This window comes from Tolypothrix bouteillei VB521301 (genome assembly GCF_000760695.4).
GTDB classification, from domain to species: Bacteria; Cyanobacteriota; Cyanobacteriia; order Cyanobacteriales; family Nostocaceae; genus Scytonema; species Scytonema bouteillei_A.
Map to the genome: position 1 here is coordinate 993,076 of NZ_JHEG04000001.1, position 15,324 is coordinate 1,008,399.

A 15,324-nucleotide genomic window follows, 5' to 3' on the forward strand; every position below is an offset into this window, starting at 1 on the left:
TTACTAAATTTAACAGTATAATTTTAAACTTTTTATTAAAAATTTTGAATAGTTTCGGACCTCCCCTAGTTCTCCCCGATTGTTCCTTAATCTAAAAAACATTGAACCGAGGTTATTTTATGATTCATCACTTTTCCATCTCCGTTAAAGATCCTTACCACGTTGCAACAGTTTTTGCCGAAATCCTGAAAGGACAAGCTCTTTCCTTTCCCCCTCACCCTGGTAGTTACATAGTTGTTGCCTTCGACGGACACGGTACAGCGATTGAATTTTACCCTTTGGGTACCGAACTCGTCCCTGGTGTAGAGAAAGAGCAATGTAATTTTGTACAAACTTCTAAAACTTCCGATTACAAGGATGTACATGCTGCTCTATCTGTATCTCTCAGCCAAGAAGAAATCGAGCACATTGGAAAACGTGAAGGTTGGCGTGTCGTTCGCTGTAACCGCGACTCTTTATTTGATGTCATGGAGTTGTGGGTAGAAAACAGATTGATGATCGAACTACTTACGACAGAAATGGCATCTCAGTATTTATCGCATTTTCTCCAACCAGAGGAAGCTGCGTACAAATATTTCAGCCCAGTCGCTGTTGGATAACCCTTTCTCAAAAAGAACAAAGACGCAAACAGTACATTAAAAATCAGTTTTTACAAAAAAGTTGCAAAACTTCTGCAGAGAGGTAAATTATATGCGACCCACAAAAATTCAACTTGTACTTACCATTATTGGCCTTACATTGTTCGGGTCTAACTTTATCCCTGCCATGCAACTAAAAGTGAAATACCGAACTATCTCTATCTCAGGTCAGGGTGTTGTTTCTCAACCTGTCAAAAGTACAGTAACAATTAAAGAACCTGGTTTTAATTTATCTAGTAATTCACTGAAAAAACAGTCTGAGAATAACCAGGTTTTCTTCTGGGACCTGAACCGCACCCACGCGCAGGTATGGAGAGGGTCCCATCTTTTGGAATTCCACAACGTCGAGAACCTGGTTGATTGAGAATTTTTTATAGTTCATCATATTTTTAATGTACGCAATTCTTCTTATTAAAATAGCAATTAACCACGACCCGTTTGTCTAAAAAGACGGGTTTTTGATTTGGCAAAATTGAGAAAATATTTACTCTATAACAATACCTTTGCCAATTTCTCAAAAGCCCTACAGACCGGAAGTCTGAGGCTACATAAAGAAAGCCCACCTACGTGGGCTAAAACCCAAAGCCCTTGCCTTGCGGTGAGACCAGTGCGTTCCCTTGTGCGTGGCACTTTCGTGCCATAGGCGGGTTTCCCGCGTCCCGGCAAGTCGCGTAGAGCCCTGCGGGCATAGCTTCGCATCGCGTAGCGTCTCCGCTCCTGAGATACCCTCTGACTTGAAAATGCTAGAAGTTACCCACCTAAAAGATAATTCAATTGAATTTGAATGTTTGTCGTTGAACCTGCAACTAGGACAGCCGCATCATTAAATCTAGGTGGACCAGTGCGGATAACTGGGTTTTCAGAAAATCCAAATCCCTCAAGTGGAATTCCCAAACCATTCCGATTCGCTTTATTGTCGCTGTTGGTGTCATGGAGAACAGCAACAGCATAATTGCCTGGTTGCAAATTTTTAAAGGTAACGGTTAATGGCATTGTTGCGATCGCAACGCACTGACTTTGTACAGCACTAGAGCTGTTGCTCGGAAAGCCCCTACTACTAGCAAATAAACTTAAACAAACTTGCCCTTGTCGGTTTTTCAACCCCTGTATTTCAACAGTTAATTGACTGTTTTGTTTGAGTCCCGCAAAGGATGGATTCGCTATTCCTCCAATCACTGAAAAAACTGAGGTAATGGCTAGAAATTTTAGAAAGCCTATCGATTGTTTTACTTTAATGTTTTTTGTCTTAGAAGTTGTCTGCAATTTACTAGATTTGTGCATTTTATATGTCCTTGATATAGGGTTTTGATAAATTTTTATCGAACGTTCAGTAGGTTAAAAGAGCGACTAGCATGCCAAAATCACTTACCAAACGCTCAGTAGGTAACAAGCAAAAAAATTAGCGCCTTTGAATTCCTTCTAGCAAAACCAAAATCATCTCATCAACTATCTCCTTTTTATAGGACACGGGTTCTGAAGAATAAACAACAGAAATACTTTCTAATAAAGACAAAAGAAAGCCGACAAGCAATTCAGGTCGAACAGCACCAATTCGATGATTTGCTTGAGCAGTTGTAAAGATTTGTCCAATGGGTTCAAAGATGGCTTGGTTAATTGCATTTGAAAGACGTTCCTTGGCTTCCTGGCTCAGAGAAGGCATATCTGTCTGCATCATGGCATGAAAGTTAATGGGATGTTGGGACAGAAACCAGTCAGTAACCCCTTCAAGTTGCGATCGCAATTCTCCCTCTGTTCGATGTAGCACGTTCTGTAATCCAATTCGATGACGTTCAAACAAACGTTCCCTAACAGAAACAAACAGTTCCTCTTTACTCGAAAAGTGATAGTAAAGCGATGCTTGACGCATCCCCACTGCCTTAGCGATATCACGCATCGTTACAGCTGTGTAGCCTCGAGCTTGGAACAGCAATTCAGCCACATCAAGAATGCGATTTCGCCCATCTGCTTGTTTATCTGAGATTGGGTTTTGAGAATCAGGGCTCACTATACTACTGAACGATTGGTAGGCTGCAATTAATAAAAAAATTAACAAAAACTGAGGGGCTGTGTCAAGAGCTAAGAGGGCAAGATTGAGTTAGTTACGAGTGCGATCGCAAATCCATCATATCCTTTACTACCTACAGTTTGGATTGCAGTAGCGCTTACGTAGGGCGACTGCGCTAGTAGCTCGTTAAATCGGCGCACTCCGCAAACGCTAGGATCGTTAGTGGTAGCATCAATGACAGTTCCATTGCGAACGACATTATCCGCAATGATTGCACTACCTTGACGGGCGAGCTTGAGTGACCAATCAAAGTAATCCGGATTGCTTGGCTTATCAGCGTCGATAAATATTAGGTCAAATACGTGACCCTCAGCTACAAGCTGTGGTAGTGTATCAACTGCCGGTCCAAGACGCAGCTCTACAACGTCGGTTAACCCAGCACGGGCAATGTTGGCACGAGCAATTTCAGCGTACTTTGGGTTGGCTTCTAACGTAATCAAGCGACCATCAGGAGGTAGCGCTTGTGCCAGCCAAATTGTACTGTAGCCCCCTAAAGTACCAATTTCTAGAATAGTGCGTGCGCCTTGGAATCGTGCCAACAAGTGCAAAAGTTTGCCCTGGTTTGGAGAAACGTTGTGTGCTGGCAAGCCAGCTGCGGCGCTAGCTTGAAGCGCCGCATCAAGTGCAGGATCGGACGGTACGAGCAAATCTGTAAAGTATTGGTCAACTACAGTCCATTGCTCCTGAGTCATATATCCTCACTTCATAATGTAATTCCAAACGCAGACAATTGCATTCCTCTATTTTTGAGCAGCACCGACAGCAGTAGGTTCACCAAGAATTTTAGTAAATCGTTCTATATAAAAGCTTACAGGATTTTCAACTGCCCGTATTGATTCGCGATCGCGCACAGTACTCCACCATTTTTGCAAGCGAGGTGTTTCTGTGGGTAAAGTAAAGTTGCGGAAATGCTCTAGAAGAGGTAAACGTTCAAACCAGGGGTAGAAACTGATATCAACTAAAGAGAATTGTTCTCCCAACCAATACGGACCCTTGCCAGATAGCTTGCTTAACCCTTCTTGCTCGACGTACAAAAGAGATTCCAAAAATTCTCTTTGTCCCTGTTCTCGTTCTTGCGTGTCTTTCCCGCGTAGAAATTTGTTAAACGCAGGTACAAGGCGAGTATTAGCGTAGTCGATCCAGATACGAGCGATCGCACGAGATGCGGGATCGCGAGGCAATAAAGGCGGTTCTGGAAAGACTTCATCAAGATACTCGTTAATGATGGCAGATTCATAGATGGCGACATCATTATGTTTGATGGCTGGGACTTTACCGTAGCGAGAAACTTGAGTAAAACCTTCTGGTTTGTTTTGTAAATCAATTTCAATAGGGGTAAAGTCAATTCCTTTTTCTAGCACAACAACACGAGTTCTTTGAGAAAACGTAGAGCCTTTGGAGAAGTAAAGCTGTATGGTGCTCATTTGACTACTTCCTTATTTAGGGTTGCAAAAAATGAAAGGCGCTAGGAGCAGAGAGAGGAAGTTAGGGAAAAAACGAACTACAAGGGGAGAGGCTTATATCCTAGCTCCCTGCTCCTTTAGTGAACTATAAATTTAGCTGGCATTTGCAGCAGCCAAGTTAATAATTACTTTTATCGCCCGAATTACCGTATATTACTTTAAAAGTATTTCACAGTCTTTGCAAAAACACAAGTATTTTTGCACATAAAGCTTTTGTAATTAACCAAAAGAGCGCTTTACTTCCTATTACGAACTACAGTTAGTTTAAATGGCTTAAATTTCTAAAACACTGTTGTCTTGAATTCAGATTTGATCTTTTGGATTATCTGTCGCCGCGTGTTATACATATTTTGAGTAGAAGCTTCCACCCTAGTAACAACATCAGGAGGAGCCGTTTGAGGAGAACCACTTTGAAAGGGGGGCTGCGGATTGTATTCTATTGCTAGCTGGACTTCCTGAGCAATTGCGTCACCAAATAACTCAGCAGCGATCGCCAATGCAAAGTCAATTCCAGATGTAACTCCTCCACCTGTAATTCGGTTGCGATCGATGACAACTCTTTCTGAGACTACCTGAACTCCAAGCTCTTGCAATAAATCTAGCGATCGCCAGTGAGTCGTGGCTCGATAACCTTGGAGTAATCCTGCTGCTGCTAGTATAAAAGAACCCGTACAAACTGAAGTCACATAACGGGCTTTTTCTCCCCGTGTTCTAACAAAATGAAGAAACTGTGAATCTTCCAACTTCAAGTTAACCCCAGGACCTCCCGGTACAACTAGCACATCGAAATCTGGAGCCTTTGCAAAGGTTGTATCGGGTAAAAAAGTCAAACCGCGCTCGCTGCGGATGGGGTCTAAGGTTTCCGATAGCAGATAGACTTGCGTATTTGGTAATTTGGAAAAAACTTCGTAAGGTCCCGTAAAATCTAACTGCGTTAGATTTGGGAATAAAATTATACCTATAGAGATGTTAGAGATATTTTTGTTAGTAGTCATTTTTAGTTTGTCGAGTTAAGAGATCGGCACTTTTATATGCTTCAGAAGTGAGACTTCGCTTTGCTTCAATTGTCATGCAAAATCTCCCAAACGACCCCATATAAGTATGCGTTTGTACGGAAAAAAGAATGGGCTTTCATCTTCTAGATACTTCATTAACTTTTCTCGATACCGTTGTACAAATCGCTCGTATGTTTCCCTATCGACTTGTTGCTCGTAGGCAGTTAATAATGTTCCACGATACCACTCAATAACTGCTTCTCGTGATGGCAATACGTGTCCGTATATTTGCAACCTCACTTCTTGTTCTACAAACCCCAATTTATAAAGTAGCCGGGCATACTTATCTGGTGATAGCACTGTCAAGCGACGTACATATCCCCCCAATTCTTGACTAAATTCCCGTGCTACCTCTGCTGCTACGGTATGTACTGGTTCTAAATCCATTGCAGGAACTTGTACGGCAAGTTGTCCCCCTAATTGCAGTTTTTCACGTAACTTTTCAAATAATCCCTCATGTCCTGTTACCCATTGCAAAGCAGCGTTAGAAAACACTAAATCAAATTTTCCCGGTACAGAATTTTCTTCAATATGTCCTTGCACAAACCGCAACCCGTGCCCCTCAAACTCACGTGCTGCTTGTAACATATTCTCTGAAGAATCCAACCCGATTGTCTCTCGTGCTGCTATTGTTTCGTGCAAGTATTTTGTCAACTTTCCCGTCCCACAACCAAGATCTAAAACTCGCATATTTTCTTGGCTGCGTACCATGTTGACTAAGTCATAAAATGGTCGGCTTCTTTCTGCTTGAAATTTTTCATATTGGGTAGGATTCCATGTATCACTAATTACCATATTTTTTACAGCCTGTAATTCTATTGAAGCAGAGTCTCGTGTCAGGAATTTTTATTTAGGTCTTAGTAAATTTTAACAACTAAGCACTAACCAACATTGCAGGATTTTCATTTTGCTTGAGATGGCAAACTAAATAGTTCCACAAAATGTAGGAGCGGGTTTAACCGCATAATTGCTAACCTGCATCAAGCGATTGGTGAACCTGCTCCTACCCAAATGCCTCTAGCTATCTTATCCAGATTTTTGGACTGTGCTGAACCTAAAAGGGACGGCTGCCCCGGATGCTAACCCTCTTTAAAATCCGAGTTGCGTTAGCATGAAATTCCGGACGATAGTGAGCCGTTGCCTGATTATCCCAATAAAGCAAGTCACCCTTGCTCCACTGGTGCCGATAGGCAAACCGGGGTTGTGTAATATGCTCCTGTAGACGCGCAATGAGTTTTGCTCCTTCCACATGGTCATAATCTACAATGTCTACCTCACTGGCAGCATTTAGAAAGAGGATTTTTTTGCCCGTATCTGGATGAGTGCGAACTAAAGGATGGATGGCAACTCGTTCGCCTGGTTCAGGGGAACGTCCTGCTGCATAGCCTGGCTTGGGATACTCATCCCGGTACTTGCCGTAAAAATTAAAGTGGCGTAGTTGTAAACCAGCAATTTGCTTTTTGGTGGCATCATCTAGCTCTTCGTAAGCCTGCTCCAAATTCACCCAGTAGGTATTAGGTCCTCCATTTTCAGGCAGTTGTACTGCATAAAGTAAGGAACCACTAGATGGTAAAGGAAGCCAATCATGATCGATATGGGGTAACAGTTCCCGATAGTTCGGGAAGACATTGACCGAACTCTCTTCAGCAGCAGCATTTGCCAGAGTAAGAACAAGGGGTGGCAAATATTCCTCGGTTTCACCTCTGCGGACGTAAGCAGGCTGCTGGAAAATATCACCAAAGTAACTGGCAAAGGCTAATAACTGGTCATCAGTTAATGTCTGGTTTTTAAAGATAAGAATGTGGCGATCGCGCCATGCCTGTTTCAGTTGCAGAATCACCTCTGGTTCGAGAGAATGACTGGCATCAACTCCCGTAACAATAGCTCCAAGAGCTGCTTCCGTGGGTGTAATCTCAATCCGATTTGCGGTGAGTGTCACGATTGTGTCTCCTTGATTTACAAAATATATGGTCAAAGTTAGGTGAGTGTAGGTGAATCCTCTATAACTTTCTGCTTGAAGACGTTTGGTAATTCTGCACTGAATACCTCACCTTGAACCACTTCTGAACGGAAACCATCAACCCCAACTGGAATATCACCGGTGATGGTGGTCCGATAGAGGACACGCTCGACATTCAAACGATCCAAATCTTGAGGAGCTAAATGCACGGTGGCGCGGTTGTCCCAGAACGCGATATCACCGTTGTTCCATCGGAAGCGGGTGGTGTAAGCAGGCTTGGTGATTTGGTTAAAGAATAACTCCAGAAGTAGCTGACTTTCTTGTGGTGATACGTCAACAATATGCGATGTGAAGCCTGGATTAACGAATAATGCTCGTTCACCAGTCTCAGGATGAACTCTTACTACTGGGTGGATTGAGACTAGTGGATTTACTGCAATCCGATTTGCGAATTTGCCGTTACGAGGATAATGCCCGCCACCATTAAAGCGATGTTCCGCTTTTAACGTATCTGCTAGTGCTCGCAGGGGCGCTGATAGACCTTCATAAGCTGCAACGAGATTGCTCCACTGGGTGTCACCACCGAAGCTAGGGACATTAACTGCGCGTAAAACTGACGCTGCTGGAGGGTTGATAGCTGCCGTTACGTCTGTGTGCCAGGGACCTCCACTGCGAAAACCGTACTGCCGCTCATAGAGCTTACGGTCTACAGGTTTAATTTGTGGAAATCCCGGAACTGGTTCGGGCTCTCCAAGGGGATGCGCGTAAGTCACTTCGCCAAAACGAGATGTGAAAACAACCTGACTCGCATGATCTATGTTTTGACCGCGAAAGAATACAACTTTCCACTTCAATAGTGCTTTACGAATTTCTTTGACTTCATCATCATTCAGAGGGCGGGAAAGGTCTACACCACTGATTTCAGCACCAATGAAACCACTAACTTGTTTGACTTCGATATGCTTGTACCCCATGTAGATTCTCCAAAGTTTGATATGTAGGGTGGTATTCACACTCGTCTAGTTTCTTTTGGAATCTTGCTATATCCATGCAAGCAATATTTCAAAGGAAAGAAGCATCGCTAAAAATATTTTACAGTAAATTGATAGATTAACCGTAGTATTTAACTATCGTTACTTTTGTTATTCATCATGGGTCATTACTCATCTGCCACTAATTAATATGCAACACAGCTTTGCCAACATAACGCCTGTCTAGTAATTGCTGTGCTAGTTCAGCAACTTGTGTCCAAGATGCTTCTACTTCAATATGAGGACGCAATTGACCTGCGGCAACTAGATTTGCTAGCCGTTTCAGACCAACTGCTGCTGATTCGCGTTTTAATTCGTGGAACAGAATCAGACCATACAGACTTGCACCACCAGTTCCATAAAATCGTGAAGCATCGAATGTCACTTCAGACCCTGCTGATGTACCAAACAGGACTAACACACCATCTTGTGCTAGCAATCCAAGAGCTGTACCAAGTACCGCACCACCTACTGAGTCTAAAATCAAATGGTAGGGACCAAATTCACGGGCAGGTGCGAGGTCTTCGCCAATGACAACTGACTGTGCTCCTGCTGCTTTCACCAAAGCTTCGTAATCTGGGTAACGAATATGTGCAACCACATATGCTCCTGATAACCGCGCTAGTTGAATAGCAAAATGTCCTACTCCTCCTGATGCACCTGTAATCAAAACTGGACGACTTAGGAGAGAACCGCCCTTAAGTAACGCGTGGTATGCAGTTAAACCTGCTACAGGTAGTGTTGCGGCTTGAGCAAAAGATACATTGGCAGGGAGTTCGGCGAGAGCATCTGTAGAAACAGCTACGAGTTCTCCCCAAGCACCGGAACGCACCAAGCCTACTACACGTGCTCCTTGAGGGGGACCAGAGCCATCAGATGCAGGAGTTTCTATTGTACCTGCTAAGTCCCAACCGGGCTGCCAACCTGCATCTGCGCTGGTCGATCGCCTGACTTCTCCTCGGTTTAAGGAAATTGCTGCGACTCTCACTATAGCTTGATTGGGAGTAGGTGTTGGTGCATCTACCTCATGGAGTGCCAAACGTCCTTGCACCTTTGGATCGACAATTACAGCACGTATTTTTCCCATAGAAAACTTCCTAGTTTGAGTTAAAAAACGTAAAGTTTTTATACATCAATCGTGATTATTTGTCCTGTGACTTCTAATGTGTTTAAAATCTAAATTTCTTTAACTATCTCAGCAATCTCTGAAATTCTACGGCAAACTGATAGATTTTTGTATTTTATACAACTTTGATTAGTAACATATCACAAAAAACTAAAGTTAACAATCTATTTATTAATAGTTAATATTTTGTAATTTGTAATTTGTGGTTAAGTGCTTTACTTAAGGTAGCAACTTTAAATCAAGAGTTGAAACAGTACAAATGTACGTAAATATTGCAACAATAAGGCGAACCGCTAGTTAACTTTATTTGTCATAACTTACTCATCTATCTTAAATAATTCTTATGCAAGTACAAGATACCCTTGAAAAATATCAGCAGGATAACCGTCCATCTATAGCAATAGGTCATGTAAGATTGGCTGTGACTGATGTTTCAAAGGCTACTGAATTTTTCGTAAAGCTAGGGCTACGTCATATTACTCAATCAGATGAGTTTGCAGTTTTAGAGTTACGGGGAGGAACACACTTAGTCATAAGAAAAACATCAGATCCTATTTCATCGGGAACAAATGCTCCCTTCGATCTGATGGTGGACGATATTATAACTGCAAGACAAACCTTTACAGAGTGGGGACTCACGGTTTCTGAAATTACAATTGGTAGAGTTCACAAATCATTTATTCTCACTGGACCGGATGGCTACTTAATTACAGTAACTTCCTCACATACTGGTGGCAGAGTTGTTTAAGCAAATCAGCAAATATTAGCAAATAGTAAATTGTCAGAGATGTAGCACTAACGCTAGGATGTTAGCGCCGATAGGCACCTATAAGAAGTGCTTGTCCGCCCGATCTCTGGGCTGCTTTAAGCACTGCATTGACTTTTTTGAGAGCATTTGACACGTTAGAGTCCGACTTAAGCCCAATCAGGTAACGGTAGCTGTGGATCTTCCCATCAAGCGGTGTTGAGTTTACGTTTACAACATGAAAGCCTACATCTTGCAGTTCTGCTACTGTGTAGGAAAACATTCGGGAGCCAGAAGGCACAAGAAGCGAAATAATCACATGATTCGGATGAGCAGTGAAAGTAGTTTGATTTGTCTTTACAATTACCCAGAAATTTGTTTCGTAGTCGTTATCTTGAATGTTATTTGCAAGTGTCTCTAGCCCGTAAACTTTAGCAGCAGCAGATGCGGCGATGGCAGCTGTTGTACCATCTCCGTTAGAGACTTCTTTAGCTGCTGCGGCAGTGGAATTTGCTTCCACTAATGGGATGTTTGGAAAATTTTGCTGCAAGTAAGTTGCCAGCCCTCGCAAAGCATTTGGGTGTGAAATAATCTTTTTGACATCACCTGCTTGTGTACCTGGCTTAACAAGAAGACTGGAGGCAATTGGTATTGTGACTTCATCAATGACGCGCCAGCCCGGATCTAATTCCTGAAATATAAGGCGATAAGTTTCAGTGACAAAGCCACTATCTGAATTTTCTATCGGTATAAGTCCGCGAGGCACTTCACCGCTTTTAATAGCAGCTGCGATCGCTGCGATCGTATTGTAGGGAACTGCTTGCTCGAACCCAGGCATCGTAGACTGATACACTCTGGTTGCTTGCTCTGAGTAAGTGCCTTGCGGTCCGAGGTAGCCAAATTTTTCAGCCAGTGCCAATTTGAGTTGTATTACTGCAGACAAGCCGAATGCAACAGTCGTGACGCCAGCAAGACTCAAGAGCGAGCGGAAAGGCTGGAGTGAGAACATGATAAAACTTGTTTCTGAAAATAAAGAACGATTAGTGTAAAAATGATTTTACAGTAGATAGGCTCATCTCTTACCGTTAGAAAGACATTCACTGTAAGGAATAGTTACAATTTTTGTATAGCAAGTAACTTTTTGCTCAAATAGTAAAAAATCACTTTTAGTTACAGTTACTAGAAGCATGGAAAGCGGTAGATATACTCCACCGCAAATATTGAATGTCTGGTATAGAGAGTCTAATTCAAATTAGGCTCTCATATTCTGAATGGGAAAGGATAGAAAAATGGTTCAAAGTATAGATAAAGCTAACTATACAGTTACCGATCTAGATCGACTCGCACAAGATTTAAATCGAGATGGAATTTGCGTGATTCGCGGTCTTTTTGACAAAAAACTGATTGAAGAGTGGGCTCAAGCTTTTGAAAAGTTATTTAGAGAGCGTCAAAATCAACCGGGTGGGCTGGCTCCTCGTGAAGTTGCTCGTTACTATCTAACCTTTCCTTGGGTTCCTCCATTTGCTAACGAGTTAGTTTTCGCCAATCCAACGATTTTGGGTATCCTCGATCGCGTGTTTTTCCAAGAATACGTCATGGTTCAGTTAGGAGCGGATATCCCGGTGCAAGGCTCCAATTATCAAGAAACTCACCGGGATTTTCGCCCCCTATTCTCAGACCAGATAGTAACACCACTCTATGCTCTGGCTGTTAACTTTCCTTTGGTTGAAGTTACGGAAGAGAATGGACCATTCCAGATGGCACGTGGGACACACCTTTTATCCCGTGAGGAGGGGCTGGGAAAGATTGCCAGTGGTGAAATTCCGATGGAATCTTTTTATATGCAACCCGGTGACGCTATCGTTCGCTCGCCTCTGGCGCTGCATCGAGGTTCACCAAACAGAACTGCTCAGCCGAGACCGATGGTAGTTATGGGCTATGTTATGCATTGGTTGCATACAGCGAAAGTGGATTTGACTGTACCGCGAGACTATTATGAAAGCCTTCCTGAGAAAGTAAGGCAGTTATTGCGATGTCAGGTAGTAGAGCAGTTGCCAAAGGAGAAAGTAGAAACTTATATAAATTTTAAGTACTAAGTCGTTCCTACAACCTACATTGTTAAACCATCATTTGTTATGAAGAAATAAGTCATAACAAATAATGGTTTAAAGCAGAACATTGACACATAGATAGAGGTTGGGGCAAGCAAAACGGAGGAAGATTTGTTATCTTCCCGTTTCACTTTCTACAGATACAATGTCTCATATCGATCCAACACCGGAAACCCTAACTCAAAAACGTACTTACACAAATCCAGTTTACAAAGGCTATTTCGCCGATCCCTTTGTTTGGAAGTACCAAGATGTATACTATGCGATCGGAACTGGTGCAGCAGAAGCACAAGGACAGATAGACGAAATCACAAATGCGACAAGCAATGATTCTGCCAACAACTTATATGTCTTTCCTCTATTACGCTCTTTCGATTTCCTAAACTGGCATTTTGTTGGTAACGCGCTAAAACGTCCAGACCCTACTCTTGGAGACAACTTTTGGGCACCCGAAGTTGCATACAGTGATGGTAAATTCTACCTTTACTACTCTGTGGGACACGAGGATAAAAATCATCAGTTGCGCGTTGCTACCAGCGATACTCCTGTTGGTCCTTATGAGGATATTGGAGAACCGTTGATAGATCCTAATTCTTGTCCCTTTGCCATTGACCCGCACCCATTCCGCGATGACGATGGGGAGTGGTATCTGTTTTACGCCCGAGATTTTCTCGACACTGAGGGTGGTACCCGTGCTGGGACTGCACTCTGTGTAGATCGGTTCCAAAGCATGACAAAGCTCTCCGGCTTTGGGAAAACTGTCTTGCGTGCGCGTTCGGATTGGCAGAGGTTTTTAGCCAACCGTTTGATGTACGGTGAAATTTTTGATTGGCATACCTTGGAAGGTCCTTGTGTCAGGAAACATGAAGGTCGGTACTACTGTTTTTATAGCGGTGGACGTTGGGAAACCGAAAACTATGGTGTGGACTATGGAGTTGCTGACAATGTGATGGGACCTTATTCAGATGCAGGTAACGAAACAGGACCACGCGTGCTGCGATCGCATCCCGGTTGTGTTCTCGGACCCGGACACAATTCAATTATTCTAGGTCCAGACCTAGAGACTGAGTATATTGTTTACCATGCTTGGGGAGTAAACATGGCGGCGCGACAGATGTGTATGGACGAGCTGATCTGGACGCCTGATGGACCCCGTTGCAACGGTCCTACTTGGACACCGCAGACCATCACTGAAAAAAGTATGAAGGAAGGTAAGGCGTGAGACCCATTATTTGCCAACAGCACTTTATAAGGAGAGGGGTTTGGGGTGAGGTTGATTTAGGATTCCTAGTTAAAAGCCCTTAATGATAGTAGCGCTATCCCAATCCTAGGATAGCGCCATTTTTCTTATTAAATCCAGGGATAATATATGAGCAAGGGCTCCCTGAGTTTTTAGTATAAATTAGCGTGCTTTAATACATTAAACAGCACGACGGGTGAGTAAATTCCAGATAAAAATAGCGACTAGCGCACCAACAACTGCTAATGCGATACCGGGGATACTAAGGGTAGTAGCAGCCAGTGAAAATTGACCCGTGCTAAAGAATACGCCTAAGCTACCACCAACAAAAGCACCAATAATTCCTAACAAGATCGTTCCTAAGATTCCACCACCTTGATGACCGGGGTAGATAGCTTTAGCAATAGCTCCAGCGATGAGACCTAATACAATCCAAGCAATAATGTTCATTGTTTTAAATGGGGTAAACTTTTTTATTTGACAATTACACAATAACAACTTAAATATGAATGTCCAATCTGTCAGCAGAATTAATTATTTACAAGTCTAAAGGCTGACATTAGTTGGTTTATTTCTTAAGACATAGATTGCTATTAAGAAAAATTAAAAAACTCCTAGTTAGGTCTCAAACTAGGAGGGAAGAAATTCATTGCTTGGTAATTGCAGTATAGGAATTTTTAAGAACCAATCTGTTCTACCAAAGGAATAAAACTCAAGAGTAAACATCTGTCGTCTTATGTAGCAGCCTACGCTCGGAAAACGAGTGGATGAATTGTCCTGAATGCGAACAACGCCACTTTACCGTGGTACCTACAAGAAATTTTGAGGAATTTTGTGGAAAATTGCGTATTCTCACAAACTAGAGTGTATTAACAATTAGCAATCACTACTCATCAAGTATCTCTTTATGTTCAAAGGAATTTTGTTCGCATTTGCAGCTGTTATTATCCCCTTAGCTAGCTACAGCCATAACTCAGCAATTGCCAATACCCCCATTCAGTATCATCTTTCTCAAAATACTAAGCAAACAAAAACAATACGTTACGAGCGCATTGGAGTCGGAGGTATAAGACTTTCTATGTCTGAAGCACAAGTCAGACAAATCTTAGGTAAACCTGTAAAGGTTACAAACGGATTCCTTGGTATTGTTGGTAAAACTCGGACTCTTCAATATTCAGGAATTACAGTTGATTTAGCCGAAGGTTCCCAACCGGGTAACTTTGATGTTTATCAAATCAAAGCTAATGGTTCTAAGTATGGAACACCTGATGGAGTCAAAATAGGTGACAGTCAAGAAAAATTAATGAAAATATATGGAAAAAGTCAACCCACTCAAAATGGTAATGTAACTCATTTTAACTACAGTATTGATAAACCCAGTCCCACAAGTTTTGTTTTTACTATTAAAAATGGTAAGGTCACGGAAATAAGCTGCTTTGATGTTCTTGCTTAACCCTCTCCTATCACTCTAGAGATAAAATAATTGAGGCGAATAGAATTCGCTGCTATACAAACAAAGTCCGCCTCTGCAGACTAATATGAAAACGGGGTTTGAAATTTTCTAGCAGCGAAAGTGATGAAAGCTTTCTTGCGGTTTTGCTCTCTAACCCCTTAAAAAAGGGGGGAACTTAATTCCAATTCTCCCTTTTCACGATGTTTTATCTCTTTTCTAGAGATCTGTGTACACCGTAGCTTTTTAAGCGGGGTTGCAATACTGCATGGAATCGCCTTTGTTTCCTCATACCAAGTTGCGTTTATACATTGTACTTTCTCCCTTGTCTTCCTTGTCCCCCTAGTCTCCCTTGTCCCATCAACAAGTGATGTCTTTGAATGCAACTTCGTATCACACCCCCTGCTTCTCTCTCTGGAAAATTGTTGAGAGCCTTTGAT

Annotated in this window: 17 protein-coding genes; 6 read left to right on the forward strand and 11 right to left on the reverse strand. The window is 42.4% G+C overall.

Annotated elements, in window-relative coordinates; genetic code table 11:
* Positions 1-119: 119 nt before the first annotated feature.
* Complete coding sequence (locus tag HC643_RS03750; RefSeq protein WP_038075552.1) at positions 120-599, forward strand: hypothetical protein; 480 nt, start codon at positions 120-122, stop codon at positions 597-599.
* A 91-nt stretch (positions 600-690) separates the two neighbouring features.
* A complete protein-coding gene (locus tag HC643_RS03755; protein WP_038075549.1) occupies positions 691-1,002 on the forward strand; it encodes a hypothetical protein in 312 nt (103 codons plus the stop codon).
* A 386-nt stretch (positions 1,003-1,388) separates the two neighbouring features.
* Here the strand turns inward: HC643_RS03755 and HC643_RS03760 are convergent, their stop codons facing one another.
* The 9 genes from HC643_RS03760 to HC643_RS03800 form a co-directional block, all read right to left on the reverse strand.
* Positions 1,389-1,919: a DUF2141 domain-containing protein gene (locus tag HC643_RS03760; RefSeq protein WP_082051668.1), complete on the reverse strand. Its 531-nt coding sequence runs from the start codon at positions 1,917-1,919 to the stop codon at positions 1,389-1,391.
* Between the two features lie 118 nt (positions 1,920-2,037).
* Positions 2,038-2,643: a TetR/AcrR family transcriptional regulator gene (locus HC643_RS03765; protein ID WP_050045589.1), complete on the reverse strand. Its 606-nt coding sequence runs from the start codon at positions 2,641-2,643 to the stop codon at positions 2,038-2,040.
* Positions 2,644-2,714: 71 nt separating this feature from the next.
* Entirely contained in the window at positions 2,715-3,395 is a 681-nt protein-coding gene (locus HC643_RS03770) for an O-methyltransferase (protein WP_038075546.1), read from the reverse strand.
* A 48-nt stretch (positions 3,396-3,443) separates the two neighbouring features.
* On the reverse strand, positions 3,444-4,127 hold the full coding sequence (locus HC643_RS03775) for a glutathione S-transferase family protein (protein WP_038075543.1): 684 nt from the start codon (positions 4,125-4,127) through the stop codon (positions 3,444-3,446).
* 320 nt (positions 4,128-4,447) lie between these two features.
* Positions 4,448-5,161: a DJ-1/PfpI family protein gene (locus tag HC643_RS03780; protein ID WP_038075540.1), complete on the reverse strand. Its 714-nt coding sequence runs from the start codon at positions 5,159-5,161 to the stop codon at positions 4,448-4,450.
* 72 nt (positions 5,162-5,233) lie between these two features.
* Positions 5,234-6,016 carry a methyltransferase domain-containing protein gene (locus tag HC643_RS03785; protein WP_038075537.1) on the reverse strand — a complete coding sequence of 261 codons (783 nt, stop codon included), beginning with the start codon at positions 6,014-6,016 and terminating at the stop codon, positions 5,234-5,236.
* A 259-nt stretch (positions 6,017-6,275) separates the two neighbouring features.
* Entirely contained in the window at positions 6,276-7,160 is an 885-nt protein-coding gene (locus tag HC643_RS03790) for a TauD/TfdA dioxygenase family protein (protein ID WP_050045588.1), read from the reverse strand.
* A gap of 38 nt (positions 7,161-7,198) precedes the next feature.
* Positions 7,199-8,194, reverse strand: a complete 996-nt coding sequence (locus HC643_RS03795) for a TauD/TfdA dioxygenase family protein (RefSeq protein ID WP_237265826.1) — start codon at positions 8,192-8,194, stop codon at positions 7,199-7,201.
* Positions 8,195-8,354: 160 nt separating this feature from the next.
* Positions 8,355-9,299 carry a zinc-binding dehydrogenase gene (locus HC643_RS03800; RefSeq protein WP_038075532.1) on the reverse strand — a complete coding sequence of 315 codons (945 nt, stop codon included), beginning with the start codon at positions 9,297-9,299 and terminating at the stop codon, positions 8,355-8,357.
* Positions 9,300-9,681: 382 nt separating this feature from the next.
* On the opposite strand from HC643_RS03800, the gene HC643_RS03805 reads away from it, so the two are divergent.
* Complete coding sequence (locus tag HC643_RS03805; protein ID WP_038075529.1) at positions 9,682-10,086, forward strand: VOC family protein; 405 nt, start codon at positions 9,682-9,684, stop codon at positions 10,084-10,086.
* Between the two features lie 61 nt (positions 10,087-10,147).
* Here the strand turns inward: HC643_RS03805 and HC643_RS03810 are convergent, their stop codons facing one another.
* Positions 10,148-11,092 carry a prephenate dehydratase gene (locus tag HC643_RS03810; protein WP_050045587.1) on the reverse strand — a complete coding sequence of 315 codons (945 nt, stop codon included), beginning with the start codon at positions 11,090-11,092 and terminating at the stop codon, positions 10,148-10,150.
* 280 nt (positions 11,093-11,372) lie between these two features.
* Between HC643_RS03810 and HC643_RS03815 the strand changes: the two genes are divergently transcribed.
* Both HC643_RS03815 and HC643_RS03820 read left to right on the forward strand, forming a co-directional pair.
* Positions 11,373-12,179 (forward strand): phytanoyl-CoA dioxygenase family protein, encoded by an 807-nt coding sequence (locus tag HC643_RS03815; RefSeq protein WP_038075671.1) that lies wholly within the window; start codon positions 11,373-11,375, stop codon positions 12,177-12,179.
* Positions 12,180-12,339: 160 nt separating this feature from the next.
* Positions 12,340-13,416, forward strand: coding sequence for a glycoside hydrolase family 43 protein (locus HC643_RS03820; protein WP_038075526.1), 1,077 nt, complete (start codon positions 12,340-12,342; stop codon positions 13,414-13,416).
* A gap of 198 nt (positions 13,417-13,614) precedes the next feature.
* Here HC643_RS03820 and HC643_RS03825 read toward each other — a convergent pair whose 3' ends face one another.
* Positions 13,615-13,884, reverse strand: coding sequence for a GlsB/YeaQ/YmgE family stress response membrane protein (locus HC643_RS03825; protein ID WP_038075523.1), 270 nt, complete (start codon positions 13,882-13,884; stop codon positions 13,615-13,617).
* A 457-nt stretch (positions 13,885-14,341) separates the two neighbouring features.
* Here HC643_RS03825 and HC643_RS03830 point away from each other — a divergent pair, with 457 nt between their 5' ends.
* Positions 14,342-14,887: a hypothetical protein gene (locus tag HC643_RS03830; RefSeq protein ID WP_038075520.1), complete on the forward strand. Its 546-nt coding sequence runs from the start codon at positions 14,342-14,344 to the stop codon at positions 14,885-14,887.
* Positions 14,888-15,324 lie beyond the last annotated feature (437 nt).